Here is a 19,822-nt window from a genome sequence, read left to right as displayed (position 1 = left end):
GGGAGTGGTTCGGTGTCTGTTGTTTCGGTATAAGCGCAATGAATGAATACCTGCATAAATGTGATTTTCATCACTATTGCAGTTGAAAATAATGTAACTTGTTTCATTCAAAGTGAAATGCGTCACGAAATTCTTTGCCGGGGTTCTGTACAGTACCTCTAAGCAATGCAAGCCAACCTATTAAACAGAGGAGTCTGTTATGTCCAAGTCTGATGTTTTTCACCTCGGCCTCACTAAAAGCGACCTGCAGGGGGCAACACTTGCCATCGTCCCGGGCGACCCTGAGCGAGTTGAAAAAATCGCTGTACTGATGGACAAGCCGGTCAAATTGGCTGCCCACCGTGAATTTACTACCTGGCGTGCTGAGTTAGACGGCAAGCCAGTGATCGTCTGCTCAACCGGTATCGGTGGCCCGTCTACTTCTATCGCTGTGGAAGAATTAGCGCAGTTGGGCATTCGTACCTTCTTGCGTATTGGCACGACCGGTGCGATTCAGCCACATATCAACGTCGGTGATGTTCTGGTGACTACGGCTTCTGTGCGCCTTGATGGTGCCAGCCTGCACTTTGCGCCAATGGAATTCCCAGCGGTTGCTGATTTTGCGTGTACCACCGCTCTGGTTGAAGCTGCGAAGTCTATCGGCGCGACCACGCACATTGGTGTGACGGCGTCCTCCGATACTTTCTACCCAGGCCAGGAGCGTTACGACACCTTCTCAGGCCGCGTAGTGAACCGCTACAAAGGCTCCATGGAAGAGTGGCAGCAGATGGGTGTGATGAACTATGAGATGGAATCCGCCACACTGCTGACCATGTGCGCAAGCCAGGGTCTGCGTGCCGGTATGGTTGCAGGCGTGATTGTAAACCGTACTCAGCAAGAAATTCCTAACGCTGAAACCATGAAGAAAACCGAAAGCCACGCGGTGAAAATTGTGGTCGAAGCTGCTCGTCGCTTAATCTAATCCCTTAAAGCCGGTGCAAGCCGGCTTATTTTTACGCTTTGCGTAACGCCTCGCAGTAAACTCCTTTTCATCTGGACATTTATACAGCACAATTTTATTTTGCTGATGCCTGGTATGGCTTTGTGGGAGTGACTGTGGATATTTCTATTTTATTCGGGCTCGGTATTGCGCTGGTTGGTGTTCTGACTGGCTGGTTGCTGGCAAGTTTACGGGCAGCCCAGCGGCAATCTGCACTGTATGAAGAGCAGCGAGAAATCTACGGCGAACTCACTGCTGCCCGGCAAGAAATGCAGCAAAACCAGCACTGGAAAGAAGAATGTGAGCAACTCAATCGTGAATTACGCACGCAGCTAGAAATCAACAGTGCGCAGGAAGCGGATATCCGCGAACTCTCCACATTGCTGGAACAAACCCGTCTAAATGCTGACGATAAACATCGCCAGATGCTTAATAGCGAACAGCGACTCAGCGAACAATTTGAAAACCTCGCCAACCGAATCTTTGAACAAAGCGGCCGAAAAGTTGAAGAACAAAACCGCCAAAGTTTGAATGGCTTGCTGTCGCCATTGCGCGAACAACTGGATGGCTTTCGCCGCCAGGTGCAGGATAGCTTTGGTCAGGAGGCTCGCGAGCGGCACACGCTGACTCATGAGATCCGCAACCTTCAGCAGCTAAATGCTCAGATGGCGCAAGAGGCGCTAAACCTCACCAAAGCCCTGAAAGGGGATAACAAAACGCAGGGTAACTGGGGCGAGGTCGTATTGACCCGCGTACTGGAAGCATCCGGTTTACGTGAAGGTTATGAATACGAAACTCAGGTGAATATCCAGCTCGAAAATAACAGCCGTATGCAGCCAGATGTCATCGTACGTTTGCCGCAAGGCAAAGATGTGGTGATCGACGCCAAGATGACGCTGGTGGCCTATGAACGTTATTACAATGGCGACGACGAGTTAACGCGAGAAAGTGCGCTCAATGAACATATTGCAGCGATGCGTAATCACATTCGTATGCTGGGCCGCAAAGATTATCAGCAATTACCGGGTTTGCGTTCGCTGGATTATGTGTTGATGTTTATCCCCGTCGAACCTGCATTTTTACTGGCGATTGACCGCCAGCCTGAACTCATCAGCGAAGCGCTGAAAAATAACATCATGCTGGTTAGCCCAACCACATTGTTGGTGGCATTAAGAACCGTTGCCAATTTGTGGCGTTATGAACATCAAAGCCGGAATGCGCAACAAATTGCCGAACGTGCCAGTCGGCTATATGACAAAATGCGCCTCTTTGTTGATGATATGTCGGCGATAGGCCAGAGCCTCGATAAAGCGCAGGATAACTACCGGCAGGCGATGAAAAAACTCGCTTCGGGACGTGGCAATATTCTCGTGCAGGCCGATGCGTTTCGTGGCCTGGGTGTTGAGGTTAAACGTGAGATTAATCCAGATTTGGTCGAGCAGGCCAGATTTGAAGAAGACGATAATTCAGCTCGCCACGAGCATGAATTAGATGAAGAAAACCTGGATGACAACAATTTGGATAACAGACATATCGTGGGTGAACGTTAAACCCAGGTCAAGCGCATGGCTTGAAGCATAGGGCTTTAGGCCTCATTCTGTTACACTTCACAAACATTTTTTGGACAAGCAGGCATTGAGATGGTTGAAGAATCCCAGGAAACAACACACTTTGGTTTTCGCACTGTAGCGAAAGAGCAAAAGGCCGATATGGTCGCTAATGTGTTCCACTCTGTGGCCGCAAAATACGACGTAATGAATGATCTGATGTCATTCGGCATCCATCGCATCTGGAAGCGTTTCACCATTGATTGCAGTGGTGTCCGTCGTGGTCAGCGTGTACTCGATTTAGCGGGAGGCACCGGTGATTTAACCGCTAAATTCTCTCGTCTGGTCGGTGAAACAGGCGAAGTGGTTCTGGCAGATATCAACGACTCAATGCTGAAAATGGGCCGCGAGAAACTTCGCAATATCGGTGTAGTTGGCAATGTGAACTATGTTCAGGCTAACGCCGAAGCTCTGCCATTCCCGGATAACTTCTTTGACTGCATCACTATCTCTTTCGGTCTGCGTAATGTGACAGACAAAGAGAAAGCACTGCGTTCTATGTATCGCGTATTAAAGCCGGGCGGTCGCCTGTTGGTTCTGGAGTTCTCCAAACCGATTATCGAACCCCTGAGCAAAGCCTACGACGCGTACTCATTCCATATTCTGCCGCGTATCGGTGAAATCGTGGCGCAGGATGCAGAAAGCTACCGTTATCTGGCGGAGTCGATTCGCATGCACCCGGATCAAGAAACGCTGAAAGCGATGATGGAAGATGCGGGCTTTGAAAACACCACTTACTTCAACCTGACCGCTGGCGTTGTTGCTTTGCACCGTGGTTATAAATTCTGACAGGGAGTTCGTGATGCCTTTTACACCTCTGATGACTGCTGGGATTGAAAGTGTTCTCAATACCTTTCTCTGGCGTGACCGGGGATTAAAAGCGGCACGTCAGCGCTTAATGGGTAAGGTGTTGCGCGTCGAGCTCAAAGAGTTCGCTTCTCCCCTCGTTTTAGTCTTCAGCGAGCAGCAAATTGACGTGTTAGGTCAATGGGAAGGTGAAGCAGATTGTGTGGTGAAAACCGCTCTTAGCACTCTGCCAAAACTGCGTGACAGGCAACAGCTTACTGCGCTGATTCGTAGCGGTGAGCTGGAAGTAGAAGGCGATCTTCAGGTCGTTCAGAATTGGGTTGCGTTGATGGACCTTGCTGAATTTGATCCGGCAGAATTGTTGGCTCCGTATATCGGCGACATTGCTGCGGAAGGCATCGGCAAGGTGATTCGCGGCGGCAGTAAGTTGCTAAAAAAAGGCTTCAGCCGTAACCAACAATACCTTTCAGAAGCGATTACTGAAGAGTGGAAGATGGCTCCAGGCTCGCTGGAAGTCGCATGGTTTGCTGAGGAAACGGCAGCAGTCGAACGTCAGGTCGAAGCACTCGTTGCGCGACTGGAAAAACTGGAGAACAAATGACGCCTGGAGAAATTCGCCGCCTCTATTTCATCGTTCGCACTTTCTTGAGTTACGGTTTGGATGAGCTGATCCCGCGTATCCGCATTACGCTGCCGTTACGTATCTGGCGACGTATGCTTTTCTGGATGCCAAACCGTCATAAAGACAAACTCCTCGGTGAGCGTTTACGGCTGGCATTACAGGAACTGGGTCCGGTATGGATTAAGTTTGGGCAGATGCTCTCAACTCGTCGCGACCTGTTTCCACCGCAAATAGCTGATCAGCTTGCCATGCTCCAGGACCGTGTTGCCCCGTTTGATGGAGCATTAGCAAAACAACAAATCGAACAAGCGATGGGCGGCATTCCTGTTGAGACCTGGTTCGATGATTTTGATATCACACCGTTGGCGTCGGCTTCTATCGCCCAGGTTCATACGGCTCGCCTGAAAGAAAATGGCCGAGAAGTGGTCATCAAAGTGATTCGCCCGGATATCCTGCCGATTATTAGAGCCGATATGAAGCTTATCTATCGCCTCGCGCGTTGGGTGCCACGACTCCTGCCTGATGGTCGCCGTTTGCGCCCGTTGGAAGTGGTGCGTGAATACGAAAAAACACTCATTGATGAGCTGAATCTTCTACGTGAATCTGCGAATGCTATCCAGTTGCGTCGGAATTTTGAAGACAGCCCAATGCTGTATGTGCCGGAAGTGTTCTCTGACTATTGTAGTCAGGACATGATGGTGATGGAGCGCATCTACGGCATTCCCGTTTCTGATATTGCCATGCTTCACAAGCAAGGGACTAACATGAAATTGTTGGCAGAACGTGGCGTGCAGGTGTTCTTCACTCAGGTTTTCCGCGACAGTTTCTTCCATGCTGATATGCATCCTGGCAACATCTTTGTTAGCTATGAGCACCCGGAAGATCCGCAATATATCGGTATCGACTGCGGCATTGTTGGCTCGCTCAACAAGGAAGATAAGCGCTATCTGGCAGAAAACTTTATTGCTTTCTTTAACCGTGATTATCGCAAAGTGGCTGAGTTGCATGTGGACTCTGGCTGGGTACCTCCCGATACCAACGTTGAAGACTTTGAGTTTGCGATTCGTACTGTTTGCGAACCTATCTTCGAGAAACCGCTGGCCGAGATTTCTTTTGGCCACGTGTTGCTGAACCTGTTTAACACGGCTCGTCGCTTTAATATGGAAGTTCAGCCACAGCTTGTTTTGCTGCAAAAGACGCTTCTTTACGTTGAAGGCCTCGGAAGACAGCTTTATCCAGAACTGGATTTGTGGAAAACAGCCAAACCTTTCCTGGAAGACTGGATCAAAGATCAGGTTGGAATACCGGCACTTATTCGCACCCTTAAAGAGAAAGCGCCGTTCTGGATTGAAAAAATGCCAGAGCTACCGGAACTGATGTACGACAGTTTGCGCCAGGGTAAACAATTACAAAATAGTGTTGATAAAATAACGCGTGATTTACAACGCAATCAGGTTCGTCAGGCACAATCGCGCTACCTGTTCGGCATCGGTGCGACGCTGATGATAAGCGGCACGTTATTACTCATTAACAAGCCTGAATGGGAATTTATGCCTGCCTGGATAATGGCTGGCGGCATTGTGACCTGGTTGATTGGCTGGCGGCGCTCGGCCTGAGTTGTTTTTAATCGTTTTTAACAGACAACGTGCGGTACAATACAGACCGTTATTCTTTTTATCACTGTGACTTTGAGGCAACATTATGGGTGGTATCAGTATTTGGCAATTGTTGATCATTGCCGTGATCGTCGTTCTGCTTTTCGGCACCAAAAAACTCGGTTCTATCGGCTCTGATTTGGGCGCATCCATCAAAGGCTTTAAAAAAGCCATGGGTGACGATGAAGACAAAGAGAAAGACAAATCCGTTCAGGATGCTGATTTCACAGCGAAAACGCTTGCTGATAAGCAGCCTGGCGAAGTGAAGAAAGACGAAGCAAAGAGCAACGATAAAGAGCAGGTGTAAACCGTGTTCGATATTGGTTTCAGTGAACTGCTACTGGTATTCGTTATTGGCCTGATTGTTCTCGGGCCACAACGTTTGCCTGTGGCCGTTAAAACGGTTGTTGGCTGGGTGCGCGCCCTGCGTTCACTTGCGGCAACCGTACAAAATGAACTGGTTCAGGAACTGAAAATCCAGGAGCTGCAAGACAGCCTAAAGAAGGTTGAAAAAGCGAGCATGGATAACCTGACTCCGGAGTTAAAAGCCTCCATGGATGAGCTGCGTCAGGCGGCTGAGTCTATGAAGCGCTCGTACACGCATGAACCTGAGAAGGCGAGTGACGAGGCTCATACCATCCATAACCCGCTGGTCAAAGATGCCGAGGACAGTCACGACGGTGTGACACCGGCAGCGGCTGCGCATCAGGCTAGTGCGCCTGAAAAAGTGCCTGAAACTGCAACGGAAGAAGCATCTGTCGAGTTAATTCAGCCTCAGATTAAACCCGTCGCAGAGCCAGTCAAAACTCCAGTTTCTTCTCAACCTTCGAGTGATAAACAGTAAACATGGCCGTTGAAGATACCCAACCGCTTATCAGCCATCTGATAGAGCTGCGCAAGCGACTGTTAAATAGCATTATCGCTGTGCTGGTGATTTTCCTGGCACTGGTTTACTTTGCCAACGACATTTATCAGATTGTCTCAGCCCCGCTGATTAAGCAGATGCCGATTGGGTCAACGATGATTGCGACCGATGTTGCGTCGCCGTTTTTTGCCCCAATTAAACTGACAATTTATGTCGCCGTGTTCTTATCGGCTCCAGTCATTCTTTACCAAATCTGGGCGTTTATCGCGCCTGCACTCTATAAGCACGAGCGCAAATTAGTGATGCCACTGCTGTTTTCCAGCACGCTGTTATTCTACATCGGCATCGCTTTTGCTTATTTTGTTGTCTTCCCGCTGGCATTTGGTTTCCTGACCAAAACTGCGCCAGTCGGTGTCATCGTATCGACCGACATTACGAAATACCTCGATTTTGTCATGGCTTTATTTATGGCGTTCGGTGTGGCGTTTGAAGTGCCGGTTGCCATTATTTTGCTGTGCTGGATGGGAGTAACTTCACCCGAAGCGCTGAAACAGAAACGCCCGTACATTTTAGTTGGTGCGTTTGTGGTCGGGATGCTGTTAACACCACCGGATGTGTTTTCGCAGACGCTACTGGCGATTCCGATGTACTGCCTGTTTGAAGTAGGGATTTTCTTCTCTCGTTTCTATGTCGGTAAAGGGCGTAGAAGAGGTGAGGAAGAAGACCCGGAAGAAGCACCAGAAGCAGAAGACGATCACTCTAAGTAAGAGTCATAATATCAGGCCGCCCATCAGGGCGGTCGTCGTTTGGAAGGCACAATTTAGAAGGCACTATGTTTGATATCGGTGTAAATCTTACCAGCTCTCAATTTGCCAAAGACCATGCGGATGTTGTTACCCGTGCACAGCTTGCAGGAGTGAGCGGTATGTTGCTGACGGGCACAAACCTTCACGAAAGCCAGCAGGCGCTTTTACTGGCGCAACAGTATCAGGGGTGTTGGTCTACAGCCGGTGTTCACCCGCATGACGCCAGCCAATGGCAGGACGAAACGGCGCAAGCCATTCGTGAACTTGCTGGTGCATCTGAAGTCGTGGCTATTGGCGAGTGCGGCCTGGATTTTAACCGTAATTTTTCAACACCAGCTGAACAAGAACGCGCTTTTACCGCACAATTGGCCCTGGCGGCCGACCTGATGATGCCGGTATTTTTACACTGCCGTGAAGCACACGAACGCTTTATTGCATTGCTCGACCCGTGGCTCGATAAATTGCCCGGCGTGGTGCTGCACTGCTTTACAGGCACTGAAGACGAGGCCCGTGAATGTCTGGCTCGTGGGCTTTTTATTGGCGTAACCGGTTGGGTATGCGATGAGCGTCGCGGCCTTGAATTACGTGAGTTATTGCCGGTGATTCCAGCGCATCAGTTATTACTGGAAACTGATGCCCCTTATTTGTTACCGCGGGATCTAAAACCAAAACCTGCTTCCCGGCGGAACGAACCCTGCTACTTGCCTCATATCCTGAACAAGGTGGCCGAATGGCGCGGAGAAGACCCCGCCTGGCTTGCGCAAGTAACAGATGACAATGCCCGCCGTCTTTTTCGGCTGGCTTAAATCAGGAGAAAATCAATGAGCTATGCATTTCCCGGTACGTTTCCTGGTCGCCGTATGCGCCGCGTCCGTCGTCACGATTTCAGCCGCCGCCTGGTCGCCGAGAATCAATTAACGGTTAACGACCTTATCTATCCTGTATTCGTGATGGAAGGTCAGAATCGCCAGGAAGAAGTAACGTCGATGCCGGGTGTTTACCGCATGACTATCGATTTGCTGCTCAAAGAGGCGGAAACCGTTGCGAAGCTGGGTGTGCCGGTGTTGTCTCTGTTCCCGGTTATTGAAAGCGCTGGAAAATCACTGCACGCCGAAGAAGCATATAACCCGAATGGCCTGGTTCAGCGTGCGGTGCGTGCGCTGAAAGATGCCGTACCGGAATTAGGTTTACTGACTGACGTTGCGCTCGATCCGTATACCACGCACGGTCAGGATGGCGTCATCGATCAGGACGGTTATGTTATCAACGACATTACCCGTGAGATTCTGGTGCGCCAGGCGTTGTCTCATGCTGAAGCCGGAGCCGAAATCATTGCCCCAAGCGATATGATGGATGGTCGTATCGGTGCGATTCGCGACCAGCTTGAACTGGATGGCTTCGTGAATACGCAAATCATGTCTTATGCGGCTAAATACGCTTCCTGCTATTACGGTCCGTTCCGCGATGCAATTGGTTCTTCAGGCAATCTGAAAGGTGGCAATAAAAAGACTTATCAGATGGACCCGGCCAATGGTGATGAAGCATTGCAAGAAGTCGCGCAAGATCTGCAAGAAGGCGCGGATATGGTGATGGTGAAACCGGGTATGCCGTATCTGGATGTGGTTCGTCGCGTGAAAGATACGTTCGGTGTGCCGACTTTTGCCTACCAGGTTTCTGGCGAATATGCGATGCATATGGCCGCGATTCAAAATGGCTGGTTGGCAGAAAAACCGGCCATTATGGAATCACTGTTGTGCTTTAAACGTGCTGGCGCTGATGGCGTGTTGACGTACTTCTCGAAGCGAGTCGCTCAGTGGCTGCACGATGAGCAAATGCAACGCTAGATGCTAAAAGTAAGGCCAGCATTTGCTGGCCTTATTTATTTCTTTTTAAAGTCTGTGTTCTTCACACTCTGCATAACCTGTTTATTTAACAGATTAAGCAGCAGCATCGAACGAGCCTCGCCGTCCGGTTCGCCAAAGATCGCCTCCAGACCTTCAAATGCCCCTTCTGTGATCACCACGCTATCGCCAGGGTACGGCGTTTCAGGGTCGGTGACATTTTCAGGCTGGTAATTCACCAGTTGTTCGATGACATCAGCCGGAACGGTTGCAGGCTGGGCACCGAAGCGCACGAAATGGCTGACACCACGGGTTGAATGGATTGTCGTCGTGTGAATAGTTTCAGGGTCAAACTGGACAAACATATAGTTTGGGAACAATGGTTCTTTGACCGCAGTGCGTTTGCCTCGCACGATCTTTTCGAGTGTGATCATCGGGGTGAGGCAATTAACTTCCTGGCGCTGAAGATGTTCTTGCGCCCGCAGTAATTGACCCCGTTTGCAGTAGAGCAGATACCAGGATTCCATAATTTCTCTTTTTCCTAATCAACCGAGGAAGAATAGCAAAAGGCCGTTATGAGGGATAGACAGCATAAGTATAACCAAACACCGATTGGTCATCCGTTACCCATTTACGCGTTATTAACAAAAATACAGCATGCGGTGCATGAAGACCGTATAATGAGCGCAAAATCCTGACTACGATTAATTGCATGAAATACCACGACCTACGCGACTTTCTGGAACTACTCGAACAACGCGGCGAACTCAAGCGTATCGCGATGCCAGTCGATCCTTACCTGGAAATGACTGAAATTGCCGATCGTACTTTGCGCGCCAATGGCCCCGCACTGCTGTTTGAAAACCCAAAAGGGTACGATATGCCGGTGCTGTGCAACCTGTTTGGTACGCCGAAGCGTGTCGCGATGGGAATGGGGCAGGAAGATGTTTCTGCACTGCGCGAAGTCGGTAAGTTACTGGCCTTCCTGAAAGAGCCTGAGCCGCCAAAAGGCTTCCGCGATTTATTCGATAAACTTCCTCAGTTCAAGCAAGTCCTGAATATGCCGACCAAACGGCTGCGTAATGCCCCTTGTCAGGAGCAAATTTTTGAAGGGGATGAAGTCGATTTATCGCGTATTCCTATCATGCAATGCTGGCCGGAAGATGCCGCGCCGCTGATTACCTGGGGTTTAACGGTAACGCGTGGTCCACATAAAGAGCGCCAGAATCTGGGCATTTATCGCCAGCAACTTATCGGTAAAAACAAACTGATTATGCGTTGGTTGTCACATCGTGGCGGCGCGCTGGATTTCCAGGAATGGTGTGCGGAGCATCCCGGTGAGCGCTTCCCGGTTTCTGTAGCATTAGGCGCTGACCCGGCAACAATTCTTGGTGCAGTCACCCCTGTACCCGATACGCTTTCTGAGTATGCCTTTGCTGGTTTGCTGCGTGGAACCAAAACTGAAGTTGTGAAATGTATTTCTAACGATCTCGAAGTGCCTGCCAGCGCTGAAATTGTGCTGGAAGGGTATATCGAGCCGGGCGAAATGGCGCCAGAAGGGCCATATGGCGACCATACAGGCTACTACAATGAAGTAGATGACTTCCCGGTATTTACCGTGACGCATATTACTCAGCGCCAGAATCCGATTTACCATTCAACTTATACCGGACGCCCACCCGATGAACCTGCCGTCCTGGGCGTGGCACTCAATGAAGTGTTTGTGCCGATTTTGCAGAAGCAATTTCCGGAGATTGTTGATTTTTATCTGCCGCCGGAAGGCTGCTCCTATCGCCTCGCGGTTGTGACGATTAAGAAACAATACGCGGGCCATGCTAAACGCGTGATGATGGGCGTCTGGTCTTTCTTGCGGCAGTTTATGTACACCAAGTTTGTCATCGTATGTGATGACGATGTTAACGCGCGTGACTGGAACGATGTGATTTGGGCCATCACCACGCGTATGGATCCGGCACGTGATACCGTTCTGGTAGAGAACACGCCGATCGATTACCTGGATTTTGCCTCGCCGGTTTCCGGTCTTGGTTCAAAAATGGGACTGGATGCCACCAATAAATGGCCGGGGGAAACCCAACGTGAGTGGGGTCGTCCTATTAAGAAAGATGCAGAAGTATGCGCGCGTATTGATGCAATCTGGGACGAACTGGCTATTTTCGACGACAGTAAAAACGCCTGAACGGCGGATTTTACCGTTTTGCATTATTGACCCGACAGAGGGGAAGCATGACAACCTTAAGCTGTAAAGTGACCTCGGTAGAAGCGATAACTGACACGGTATATCGCGTTCGATTACTGCCGGAAGCGAAATTCTCCTTTCAGGCCGGGCAGTATTTGATGGTGGTGATGGATGAGCGCGACAAACGCCCGTTCTCCATGGCATCCACGCCGAGTGACCATGAGTTTATCGAGCTGCATATTGGCGCTTCAGAGATCAATTTGTACGCCATGGCCGTGATGGACCGAATTCTCAAAGAGAAAGAAATCGTCGTTGATATTCCGCACGGCGATGCCTGGCTGCGTTATGACGAAGATCGCCCGCTGATTCTGATTGCAGGCGGCACCGGTTTCTCATACGTCCGTTCTATTTTGCTGACGGCGCTGGCGCGTAACCCACAACGTGAAATCGCGATTTACTGGGGTGGCCGTGAAGATAAGCATCTTTATGATCTGTCAGAATTAGAAGCGTTGTCTGTGGTTCATCCAAACCTGCGCGTTGAGGCGGTTGTTGAACAGCCGGAAGAGGGTTGGCGTGGGCGCACGGGCACGGTTTTAACTGCCGTGATGCAGGATTACGGAACGCTTGCCGGACACGACATCTATATTGCTGGACGTTTTGAAATGGCGAAAATTGCTCGCGATTTGTTCTGCAATGAACGTAGTGCGCAGGTTGATCGCATGTTTGGTGATGCGTTCTCGTTTATCTGATGCAATAAAAAACCCGCCCCTGACGGGCGGGAAAAACGGCAACTAAACTTTTTGAAAAAATCTGCAAAGAAAACGACTTAAACTCGTTCAATAACAGTGGCAATACCCTGGCCTAATCCGATGCACATAGTGGCGAGGCCAAACTGCGCATCGCGACGTTCCATCAGGTTTAACAGCGTGGTGCTAATGCGTGTACCGGAGCAACCCAGCGGGTGGCCCAACGCAATTGCACCGCCATTCAGGTTAATCTTCTCGTCGATCTTATCCATTAAGCCCAGATCTTTAATACATGGCAGGATCTGCGCGGCGAACGCTTCGTTCATCTCAAATAGGTCGATATCGGCAGCAGTCAGGCCCGCTTTTTTCAACGCCAGTTGTGATGCGGGAACCGGACCGTAGCCCATAATGGAAGGATCACAGCCCACAACGGCCATTGAGCGGACGTATGCGCGAATCTTAAGGCCGAGTTCTTTGGCTCGGGTTTCGCTCATCAGCAACATCGCTGATGCGCCATCGGAAAGCGCAGAAGAGCTGCCCGCCGTAACGGTACCGTTGACCGGGTCAAATGCCGGTTTCAGCGCCGCCAGACCTTCAACAGTCGTTTCCGGGCGAATCACTTCATCGTAATCAAAACGCTTAAGCACGCCGTCTGCGTCATGGCCGCCGATTGGCAGGATTTCATTTTTGAAATGACCTGCTTCGGTAGCAGCCCATGCGCGCTGGTGTGAACGTGCGGCAAACTGATCCTGCATTTCACGGCTAATGCCATGCATACGCGATAGCATTTCAGCGGTTAAACCCATCATACCTGCGGCCTTGGCGACGTTGCGGCTCAGGCCCGGATGGAAATCAACGCCGTGGTTCATCGGCACGTGGCCCATGTGTTCCACGCCACCAATCAGGCAAGCATGTGCATCACCGGTCTGAATCATTCGAGCAGCATCATGCAGCGCCTGCATGGATGATCCACATAAGCGGTTTACCGTAACAGCTGGAACTGAATGTGGGATCTCCGCCAGCAGCGAGGCGTTACGCGCAATATTGAAACCTTGCTCTAGCGTCTGCTGCACGCAACCCCAGTAAATGTCATCCAGCGCAGCGGCTTCTAAGGCCGGGTTGCGCGACAAAATTCCACGCATCAAATGAGCTGATAAATCTTCTGCACGCAAATTGCGAAACGCACCGCCTTTTGAACGGCCCATCGGGGTGCGGATGGCATCAACAATTACAACCTTTTCCATGATCACTCCTCAGGCACTTTTCAGGTCACTGGCTGGGCGCGCTGGCTCAACCGGTGGATAGTACGGCTCGTTATGGGACGCTTTAGTACGCAGACCGTCCGGCGCCTGGTAGAGCGGGCCAAGATGTTCGTACTGTTGCGCCATATCGAGATATTTCGCGCTGCCGATGGTGTCTAACCAGCGGAATGCGCCACCGTGGAATGGAGGGAATCCCAGACCGTAAACCAGTGCCATATCTGCTTCTGCTGGGCTTGCGATGATGCCTTCTTCCAGGCAGCGCACCACTTCGTTGACCATTGGGATCATCATGCGAGCAATGATTTCTTCGTCGCTGAAATCGTGACGCGGCTTGCTGACATCGGCCAGCAGGCCGTCAGTCGCTTCATCCTGCTCTTTGCGCGGTTTTCCTTTGCTGTCTTGTTTGTAACGATAGAAACCCTGCTGGGTTTTTTGGCCGTAGCGGCCTGCGTCAAACATGGCATCAACGGCATCGCGATAATCTTTCTGCATACGCTGCGGGAAACCTGCCGCCATCACTGCTTGAGCGTGGTGCGCGGTATCAATGCCGACAACGTCGAGCAGATACGCCGGGCCCATCGGCCAGCCGAACTGTTTTTCCATCACTTTGTCGATTTGACGGAAATCGGCACCGTCGCGCATCAACTGGCTAAAACCTGCAAAGTACGGGAACAGCACGCGGTTGACGAAGAAACCTGGGCAGTCGTTTACCACGATTGGCGTTTTGCCCATTTTGCTGGCCCAGGCGACGACCTTAGCGATAGTTTGCTCAGAGGTTTTCTCGCCGCGAATCACTTCCACTAACGGCATGCGATGCACCGGGTTAAAGAAGTGCATACCGCAGAAGTTTTCCGGGCGCTTCAGGCTATTTGCCAACTCGCCAATCGGAATGGTCGAGGTGTTCGACGCCAGAACGGTATCCGGGCGCACTTTATCTTCCACTTCTGCCAGAACGGCTTTCTTCACTTTCGGGTTTTCTACCACTGCTTCAACTACCACATCGACACGCTCAAAACCGGCGTAATCGAGTGTTGGATGAATGGTGGCAATCACACCCGCCAGTTTCATGCCGTCAATTTTGCCGCGTTCCAGCTGTTTGTTGAGCAGTTTGCTGGCTTCGTTAATACCCAGTTCCAGCGACTTCTCGTTAATATCCTTCATTAATACCGGCACGCCTTTCCAGGCAGACTGGTAAGCAATGCCGCCGCCCATGATCCCGGCACCAAGAACGGCTGCCTGTTTCGGGGTTTCGGTATTTTTGGTCAGCTTCTTCGCCTGACCTTTTATGTATTGGTCGTTGAGGAAAATCCCGACCAGCGCACGGGCCTCATTAGAACGCGCCAGCGGCACGAAACTTTGAGTCTCCAGTTGTAATGCTTCGTCACGGCCCATTCGTGCCGCGGCTTCGATGGTTTTGACTGCCGTCATTGGTGCCGGGTAATGCTTACCCGCAATCTGCATCACCATGCTTTTGGCAATAGTGAAGCTCATGGTGGCTTCGATCTTGCTCAGCTTCAAAGGTTGCAGTTTTGGTGCACGTTTGGCTTTCCAGTCCAGATCGCCATTAATCGCCTGGCGCAGTATAGCCAGTGCGCCATCGCGCAGTTTTTCAGTTTTAACGACACCATCAACTAAGCCGAGCTTTTGCGCTTCAACCGCACCAACATCTTTCCCTGCGGTGATAATTTCCAGTGCGCTGTCAGCACCCAGTAAACGTGGCAGACGCACAGAACCACCGAAGCCTGGCATGATGCCCAGTTTGGTTTCCGGCAGGCCGATGCGGGTATCCGGAGTTGCCAGACGGTAATCCGTTGCCAGCACACATTCACAGCCGCCGCCAAGTGCGTAACCATTTACCGCAGCAATGGTTGGGACGGGCAAATCTTCCAGGCGGTTGAATACGCTGTTGGCAAATTGCAGCCAGTGTGTCAGTTGCTCCGCTGGAACCAGGAACAGCGACAGGAATTCGGTAATATCAGCGCCAACGATAAACGCGGCTTTATTGGAACTAAGCAACAGGCCTTTCAGACTAGGCTGCTTTTCAAGTACATCCAGTGCCTGGCCGAGGCTTGCTACGGTCGCGGTGTCGAGTTTGTTCACTGAGCCGGGCGCATCAAATACCAGTTCTGCGATGCCATCTTCCAGCCAGTCGAGATGTAAGGTTTCACCTTGGTAGAGCATGTCAGTCTCCTGAATCCAGCAATGGGATCTGGTCGTACCAGATGGAGAGGAGTGTGGAATTGATGTTAATGAAATGCAAATGACTCTTTAAATATTTGCAAAGATGATCACAGCCACTGGAAATAAGTTCGCAAACTTTACGGTGTGCTAAGATGCGTGGCGTTCAGTTTATGAAAAAAACAGAAGGGTAAATCATGGATTCACTGGCCTCACTTTATAAAGATCATGTGGCAACTTTGCAGGAACGTACCCGCAATGTTCTGGCGCGTTTTAATCTCGACGCGCTGTTGATTCACTCGGGCGAGCTAGTCAACGTCTTCCTCGATGATCATCCGTATCCGTTCAAAGTTAACCCACAATTCAAAGCCTGGGTTCCGGTGACACAAGTGCCAAACTGCTGGCTGCTGGTGGATGGCGTGAACAAACCTAAGCTGTGGTTCTACCTGCCGGTTGATTACTGGCACAACGTTGAACCGCTGCCAGAATCCTTCTGGACTGACGAAATTGAAGTGATTGCTTTGCCAAAAGCAGATGGCATTGGCAGCCAGTTGCCTGCTGCGCGTGGCAATATCGGTTATATCGGGCCGGTGCCAGAACGTGCCATTCAGCTTGAAATTCAGGGTGCGAACATCAACCCGAAAGGAGTGATTGATTATCTGCATTATCATCGCTCTTATAAAACTGACTACGAGCTGGCGTGTATGCGTGAAGCGCAGAAAACCGCAGTGGTTGGCCATCAGGCAGCTCATGAAGCCTTCCTTTCCGGGATGAGCGAATTTGATATCAACCTGGCTTATTTGACCGCAACCGGGCACCGCGATACCGATGTGCCATATGGCAATATTGTGGCGCTCAACGAGCACGCGGCAGTTTTGCATTACACCAAATTAGATAATCGTGCACCTGCTGAAATGCGTAGCTTCCTTTTAGATGCTGGCGCGGAATACAACGGCTATGCGGCTGATTTAACGCGTACCTGGTCGGCTAATAGCGACAATGATTATGCTCAATTGGTGAAAGACGTTAATGCCGAACAACTGGCGTTAATTGACACCCTGAAAGCGGGTGTGCGTTACACCGATTACCATATTCAGTTCCATCAACGTATTGCGAAGCTGCTGAACCGCCATAAGCTAGTAACGGGTATTAGCGAAGAAGCGATGGTGGAAACCGGCATTACTGGGCCATTTATGCCACACGGTCTGGGTCACCCGCTGGGTTTGCAGGTTCATGATGTCGCTGGCTTCATGCAGGATGACGCAGGGACGCACATGGCTGCGCCTTCTCAATATCCGTATCTGCGCTGCACGCGTATTCTGGAGCCGCGTATGGTTCTGACTATCGAGCCGGGCATTTACTTCATTGAGTCGTTACTCGCACCGTGGCGCGAAGGCCAGTACAGCAAACACTTCGATTGGCAGCGCATTGAAGCAATGAAACCTTTCGGTGGCGTTCGCATTGAAGACAACGTGATTGTTTACGAAAACAGTGTTGAAAACATGACGCGTGATTTGAAACTGGCGTAATGGATAGCTGGCTGATTCCTGCTGAGTCCGTCACGGTCGCTGAGGAAATCAAGAAGAGTCGCTTTATTACGCTGGTCGCGCATACGACTGGCGTAATAGAGGCGAAAGCGTTTCTTGAACACGTGCGTTCTGAACACCCGGATGCCCGGCATCATTGCTGGGCCTGGGTGGCTGGTGCGCCTGATGACTCACAGCAATTAGGCTTTTCTGATGATGGCGAGCCAGCAGGCACAGCCGGTAAGCCAATGCTTGCCCAGCTTATGGGAAGTGGTATTGGTGAAATCACCGCTGTCGTCGTGCGTTACTCTGGCGGTATTAAGCTCGGAACGGGCGGCCTGGTAAAAGCTTATGGCGGCGGCGTGCAGGCGGCGTTAAATCAATTGTCTACGGTGCTCAAAGTTCCGTTAACCGAATATACTTTGCAGTGTGATTATGCGCAGCTTGCGGGAATCGAAACATTGCTTAAGCAGTTCGATGGCATCCTGGTGCAAAGTGATTTTCAGGCATCTGTATTATTACGTGTGGCGTTGCCGCCCGCAAAACTCGCTGACTTTTCAGTCAGACTTGCAGATTTTAGCCGCGGTGCATTGCATTTATTGCCGGCTGAATAATAATTCCCTCTCGTTATTTTTTGATAGTTAAGGAAGCGGCTGAAATGCATTTTCGCGCCATAACCCGAATCGTTGGTCTGTTAGTCATTTTATTTTCTGTGACCATGATTATTCCCGGGTTGGTAGCTTTAATTTATCGCGATGGTGCTGGCCGAGCTTTCACCCAGACTTTCTTCGCAGCGTTACTCATTGGTTCTTTTTTGTGGTGGCCTAACAGGCGGCAAAAAAGTGAGCTGAAACCGCGAGAAGGATTCCTGATCGTCGTACTCTTCTGGACGGTGCTGGGGAGCGTGGGGGCATTGCCTTTTATCTTCGCCGAACAACCGAATCTGACTATTACCGATGCATTCTTTGAATCGTTCTCGGGCTTAACCACTACCGGGGCGACGACGCTAGTCGGGCTCGATACGCTTCCTCACGCCATTTTGTTTTATCGGCAAATGCTGCAGTGGTTTGGCGGTATGGGGATCATTGTTCTCGCTGTAGCCATTTTGCCAATTCTGGGCGTGGGTGGGATGCAGTTGTATCGCGCTGAAATGCCAGGGCCACTTAAAGATAATAAAATGCGCCCGCGTATCGCGGATACTGCAAAAACCCTATGGCTCATCTATGTATTGTTAACCGTTGCATGCGCTCTTGCGCTTTGGTTTGCGGGCATGCCGGCGTTTGATGCAATTGGCCATAGTTTTGCGACTATTGCGATTGGGGGGTTTTCCACTCATGACGCCAGCATTGGTTATTTTGATAGTCCCACCATTAATACAATTATCGCCATCTTCCTGCTGATTTCCGGGTGTAACTACGGTTTGCACTTCTCTTTATTAAGCGGGCGTAATTTAAAAGTTTATTGGCGCGATCCTGAATTCCGTATGTTCATTGGCGTACAACTGACGCTGGTGGCTATTTGTACCTTGGTATTGTGGTTCCATAATACTTACCAGACGGCACTGTTAACGCTGAATCAGGCATTCTTCCAGGTTGTCTCGATGGCGACGACCGCCGGGTTCACAACCGACAGTATCGCGCGTTGGCCCTTGTTCTTACCGGTGTTGTTGCTGTGCTCTGCTTTTATAGGGGGTTGCGCGGGTTCAACGGGCGGCGGCCTGAAGGTCATTCGTATTCTGCTGTTATTCAAGCAGGGGAACCGGGAGCTGAAACGCCTCGTGCACCCAAATGCGGTATATAGCATCAAGCTCGGCAACCGCGCGCTGCCCGAACGTATTCTTGAAGCAGTGTGGGGATTCTTCTCTGCTTATGCATTGGTCTTCATCGTGAGTATGCTGGCGATTATTGCGACGGGCGTGGATGACTTCTCAGCTTTTGCTTCCGTGGCGGCTACGCTGAATAACCTTGGCCCAGGTTTGGGGGTCGTGGCAGACAACTTTGCCAGCATGAATCCTGTGGCGAAATGGATACTGATCGCTAACATGCTATTTGGTCGTCTTGAAGTGTTCACTTTACTTGTATTGTTTACGCCAACTTTCTGGCGAGAGTAACCGGAGCCTGTAGTGAGAACTTTAATTCTGTTTTCGACCCGTGATGGTCAAACTCGCGAGATTGCTTCTTATATAGCATCTGAGTTGAAAGAGCTGGGTGTTGAGAGTGATGTGGTTAACTTGCATCGCAGTGGCGTAATTGCCTGGGGCAATTACGAACGTGTAGTGATTGGTGCTTCTATTCGTTACGGGCATTTCCATTCTTCAGTGGCTGCTTTTGTGAAAAAGCATCAGCAAGCGTTGAATAAGATCCCCAGTGCTTTCTTCTCTGTGAACCTGGTGGCGCGTAAACCAGAGAAGCGCTCCCCGCAAACCAACTCTTATACACGCAAGTTTTTGCTGACGTCCCCCTGGCAGCCAAATCACTGCGCGGTGTTTGCTGGTGCGCTGCGTTATCCGCGTTATCGTTGGTACGATCGCGTGATGATTCGCTTAATTATGAAGATGACTGGCGGCGAAACAGATATTAGCAAAGAAGTTGTTTATACAGATTGGCCTCAGGTGGCCCGTTTCGCGCAAGAGATAGCCCATTTAAACAGCAAATAATGTCGAAAATGGTCGTTTTGTCGAAAAAAGAGGCGCTCAGTCATTTTTTTGCAATAAACACTTGTCAGCTTCCGG

At 50.5% G+C, this 19,822-nt stretch carries 19 protein-coding genes; 16 read left to right on the top strand and 3 right to left on the bottom strand.

Going from position 1 to position 19,822, the window contains the following annotated elements; all coding sequences use genetic code 11:
• The first annotated feature begins 199 nt into the window (after positions 1-199).
• The 10 genes from udp to hemB all read left to right on the top strand — a co-directional run bounded on the left by udp (position 200) and on the right by hemB (position 9,185).
• Positions 200-961, top strand: a complete 762-nt coding sequence (udp, locus tag GBAG_RS00095) for a uridine phosphorylase (RefSeq protein WP_034492150.1) — start codon at positions 200-202, stop codon at positions 959-961.
• 134 nt (positions 962-1,095) lie between these two features.
• Positions 1,096-2,529 (top strand): DNA recombination protein RmuC, encoded by a 1,434-nt coding sequence (gene rmuC / locus GBAG_RS00090; RefSeq protein ID WP_034492148.1) that lies wholly within the window; start codon positions 1,096-1,098, stop codon positions 2,527-2,529.
• A gap of 90 nt (positions 2,530-2,619) precedes the next feature.
• Complete coding sequence (ubiE, locus tag GBAG_RS00085; protein ID WP_034492146.1) at positions 2,620-3,375, top strand: bifunctional demethylmenaquinone methyltransferase/2-methoxy-6-polyprenyl-1,4-benzoquinol methylase UbiE; 756 nt, start codon at positions 2,620-2,622, stop codon at positions 3,373-3,375.
• A 13-nt stretch (positions 3,376-3,388) separates the two neighbouring features.
• Positions 3,389-3,994 (top strand): ubiquinone biosynthesis protein UbiJ, encoded by a 606-nt coding sequence (gene ubiJ, locus GBAG_RS00080; protein WP_034492145.1) that lies wholly within the window; start codon positions 3,389-3,391, stop codon positions 3,992-3,994.
• Entirely contained in the window at positions 3,991-5,631 is a 1,641-nt protein-coding gene (gene ubiB, locus GBAG_RS00075) for a ubiquinone biosynthesis regulatory protein kinase UbiB (RefSeq protein WP_034492143.1), read from the top strand. Before ubiJ ends, ubiB begins: the two co-directional genes overlap by 4 nt.
• A gap of 85 nt (positions 5,632-5,716) precedes the next feature.
• Positions 5,717-5,977: a Sec-independent protein translocase subunit TatA gene (gene tatA / locus GBAG_RS00070; RefSeq protein WP_034492140.1), complete on the top strand. Its 261-nt coding sequence runs from the start codon at positions 5,717-5,719 to the stop codon at positions 5,975-5,977.
• Between the two features lie 3 nt (positions 5,978-5,980).
• Positions 5,981-6,514: a Sec-independent protein translocase protein TatB gene (gene tatB / locus GBAG_RS00065; RefSeq protein ID WP_034492138.1), complete on the top strand. Its 534-nt coding sequence runs from the start codon at positions 5,981-5,983 to the stop codon at positions 6,512-6,514.
• 2 nt (positions 6,515-6,516) lie between these two features.
• A complete protein-coding gene (gene tatC, locus GBAG_RS00060) occupies positions 6,517-7,302 on the top strand; it encodes a Sec-independent protein translocase subunit TatC (protein ID WP_034492136.1) in 786 nt (261 codons plus the stop codon).
• A 65-nt stretch (positions 7,303-7,367) separates the two neighbouring features.
• The gene (gene tatD / locus GBAG_RS00055; protein ID WP_034492134.1) at positions 7,368-8,147 is read left to right on the top strand and encodes a 3'-5' ssDNA/RNA exonuclease TatD; all 780 of its coding nucleotides are present in this window, start codon (positions 7,368-7,370) and stop codon (positions 8,145-8,147) included.
• Positions 8,148-8,162: 15 nt separating this feature from the next.
• The gene (gene hemB / locus GBAG_RS00050) at positions 8,163-9,185 is read left to right on the top strand and encodes a porphobilinogen synthase (protein ID WP_034492131.1); all 1,023 of its coding nucleotides are present in this window, start codon (positions 8,163-8,165) and stop codon (positions 9,183-9,185) included.
• Positions 9,186-9,220: 35 nt separating this feature from the next.
• On the opposite strand, the gene rfaH is transcribed toward hemB, so the two are convergent.
• The gene (rfaH, locus tag GBAG_RS00045) at positions 9,221-9,709 is read right to left on the bottom strand and encodes a transcription/translation regulatory transformer protein RfaH (protein ID WP_034492129.1); all 489 of its coding nucleotides are present in this window, start codon (positions 9,707-9,709) and stop codon (positions 9,221-9,223) included.
• 176 nt (positions 9,710-9,885) lie between these two features.
• Here rfaH and ubiD point away from each other — a divergent pair, with 176 nt between their 5' ends.
• Positions 9,886-11,379 carry a 4-hydroxy-3-polyprenylbenzoate decarboxylase gene (gene ubiD, locus GBAG_RS00040; RefSeq protein WP_167333319.1) on the top strand — a complete coding sequence of 498 codons (1,494 nt, stop codon included), beginning with the start codon at positions 9,886-9,888 and terminating at the stop codon, positions 11,377-11,379.
• Positions 11,380-11,426: 47 nt separating this feature from the next.
• On the top strand, positions 11,427-12,128 hold the full coding sequence (gene fre / locus GBAG_RS00035) for an NAD(P)H-flavin reductase (protein ID WP_034492124.1): 702 nt from the start codon (positions 11,427-11,429) through the stop codon (positions 12,126-12,128).
• A gap of 77 nt (positions 12,129-12,205) precedes the next feature.
• Here the strand turns inward: fre and fadA are convergent, their stop codons facing one another.
• Together fadA and fadB are read right to left on the bottom strand one after the other, a co-directional pair.
• The gene (gene fadA / locus GBAG_RS00030; RefSeq protein ID WP_034492121.1) at positions 12,206-13,369 is read right to left on the bottom strand and encodes an acetyl-CoA C-acyltransferase FadA; all 1,164 of its coding nucleotides are present in this window, start codon (positions 13,367-13,369) and stop codon (positions 12,206-12,208) included.
• A gap of 9 nt (positions 13,370-13,378) precedes the next feature.
• Positions 13,379-15,568 (bottom strand): fatty acid oxidation complex subunit alpha FadB, encoded by a 2,190-nt coding sequence (gene fadB / locus GBAG_RS00025; protein ID WP_034492118.1) that lies wholly within the window; start codon positions 15,566-15,568, stop codon positions 13,379-13,381.
• A gap of 194 nt (positions 15,569-15,762) precedes the next feature.
• Between fadB and pepQ the strand changes: the two genes are divergently transcribed.
• Genes pepQ through hemG form a run of 4 tightly spaced genes read left to right on the top strand, consistent with a single transcriptional unit; the run spans position 15,763 to position 19,747 of the window.
• Positions 15,763-17,094 carry a Xaa-Pro dipeptidase gene (gene pepQ / locus GBAG_RS00020; protein ID WP_034492116.1) on the top strand — a complete coding sequence of 444 codons (1,332 nt, stop codon included), beginning with the start codon at positions 15,763-15,765 and terminating at the stop codon, positions 17,092-17,094.
• Positions 17,094-17,705 (top strand): IMPACT family protein, encoded by a 612-nt coding sequence (locus GBAG_RS00015; protein WP_034492115.1) that lies wholly within the window; start codon positions 17,094-17,096, stop codon positions 17,703-17,705. Before pepQ ends, GBAG_RS00015 begins: the two co-directional genes overlap by 1 nt.
• Positions 17,706-17,749: 44 nt before the next feature.
• On the top strand, positions 17,750-19,201 hold the full coding sequence (trkH, locus tag GBAG_RS00010; protein ID WP_034461629.1) for a Trk system potassium transporter TrkH: 1,452 nt from the start codon (positions 17,750-17,752) through the stop codon (positions 19,199-19,201).
• A gap of 12 nt (positions 19,202-19,213) precedes the next feature.
• On the top strand, positions 19,214-19,747 hold the full coding sequence (gene hemG / locus GBAG_RS00005) for a menaquinone-dependent protoporphyrinogen IX dehydrogenase (protein ID WP_034492114.1): 534 nt from the start codon (positions 19,214-19,216) through the stop codon (positions 19,745-19,747).
• Positions 19,748-19,822 lie beyond the last annotated feature (75 nt).

The organism is Buttiauxella agrestis ATCC 33320, from assembly GCF_000735355.1.
In the GTDB taxonomy this organism is placed as follows: Bacteria; Pseudomonadota; Gammaproteobacteria; order Enterobacterales; family Enterobacteriaceae; genus Buttiauxella; species Buttiauxella agrestis.
Note: the sequence above shows the minus strand (reverse complement) of the source record. Positions and strands in the feature narration are given on the sequence as shown.

Bases quoted from the DNA above. Each gene is read 5' to 3' on its own strand.
- udp (WP_034492150.1), top strand. From the start codon at position 200: ATGTCCAAGTCTGATGTTTTTCACCTCGGCCTCACTAAAAGCGACCTG.
- ubiE (WP_034492146.1), top strand. From the start codon at position 2,620: ATGGTTGAAGAATCCCAGGAAACAACACACTTTGGTTTTCGCACTGTA.
- ubiJ (WP_034492145.1), top strand. From the start codon at position 3,389: ATGCCTTTTACACCTCTGATGACTGCTGGGATTGAAAGTGTTCTCAAT.
- ubiB (WP_034492143.1), top strand. From the start codon at position 3,991: ATGACGCCTGGAGAAATTCGCCGCCTCTATTTCATCGTTCGCACTTTC.
- tatA (WP_034492140.1), top strand. From the start codon at position 5,717: ATGGGTGGTATCAGTATTTGGCAATTGTTGATCATTGCCGTGATCGTC.
- tatC (WP_034492136.1), top strand. From the start codon at position 6,517: ATGGCCGTTGAAGATACCCAACCGCTTATCAGCCATCTGATAGAGCTG.
- tatD (WP_034492134.1), top strand. From the start codon at position 7,368: ATGTTTGATATCGGTGTAAATCTTACCAGCTCTCAATTTGCCAAAGAC.
- hemB (WP_034492131.1), top strand. From the start codon at position 8,163: ATGAGCTATGCATTTCCCGGTACGTTTCCTGGTCGCCGTATGCGCCGC.
- rfaH (WP_034492129.1), bottom strand. From the start codon at position 9,709: ATGGAATCCTGGTATCTGCTCTACTGCAAACGGGGTCAATTACTGCGG.
- fre (WP_034492124.1), top strand. From the start codon at position 11,427: ATGACAACCTTAAGCTGTAAAGTGACCTCGGTAGAAGCGATAACTGAC.
- fadA (WP_034492121.1), bottom strand. From the start codon at position 13,369: ATGGAAAAGGTTGTAATTGTTGATGCCATCCGCACCCCGATGGGCCGT.
- fadB (WP_034492118.1), bottom strand. From the start codon at position 15,568: ATGCTCTACCAAGGTGAAACCTTACATCTCGACTGGCTGGAAGATGGC.
- pepQ (WP_034492116.1), top strand. From the start codon at position 15,763: ATGGATTCACTGGCCTCACTTTATAAAGATCATGTGGCAACTTTGCAG.
- GBAG_RS00015 (WP_034492115.1), top strand. From the start codon at position 17,094: ATGGATAGCTGGCTGATTCCTGCTGAGTCCGTCACGGTCGCTGAGGAA.
- trkH (WP_034461629.1), top strand. From the start codon at position 17,750: ATGCATTTTCGCGCCATAACCCGAATCGTTGGTCTGTTAGTCATTTTA.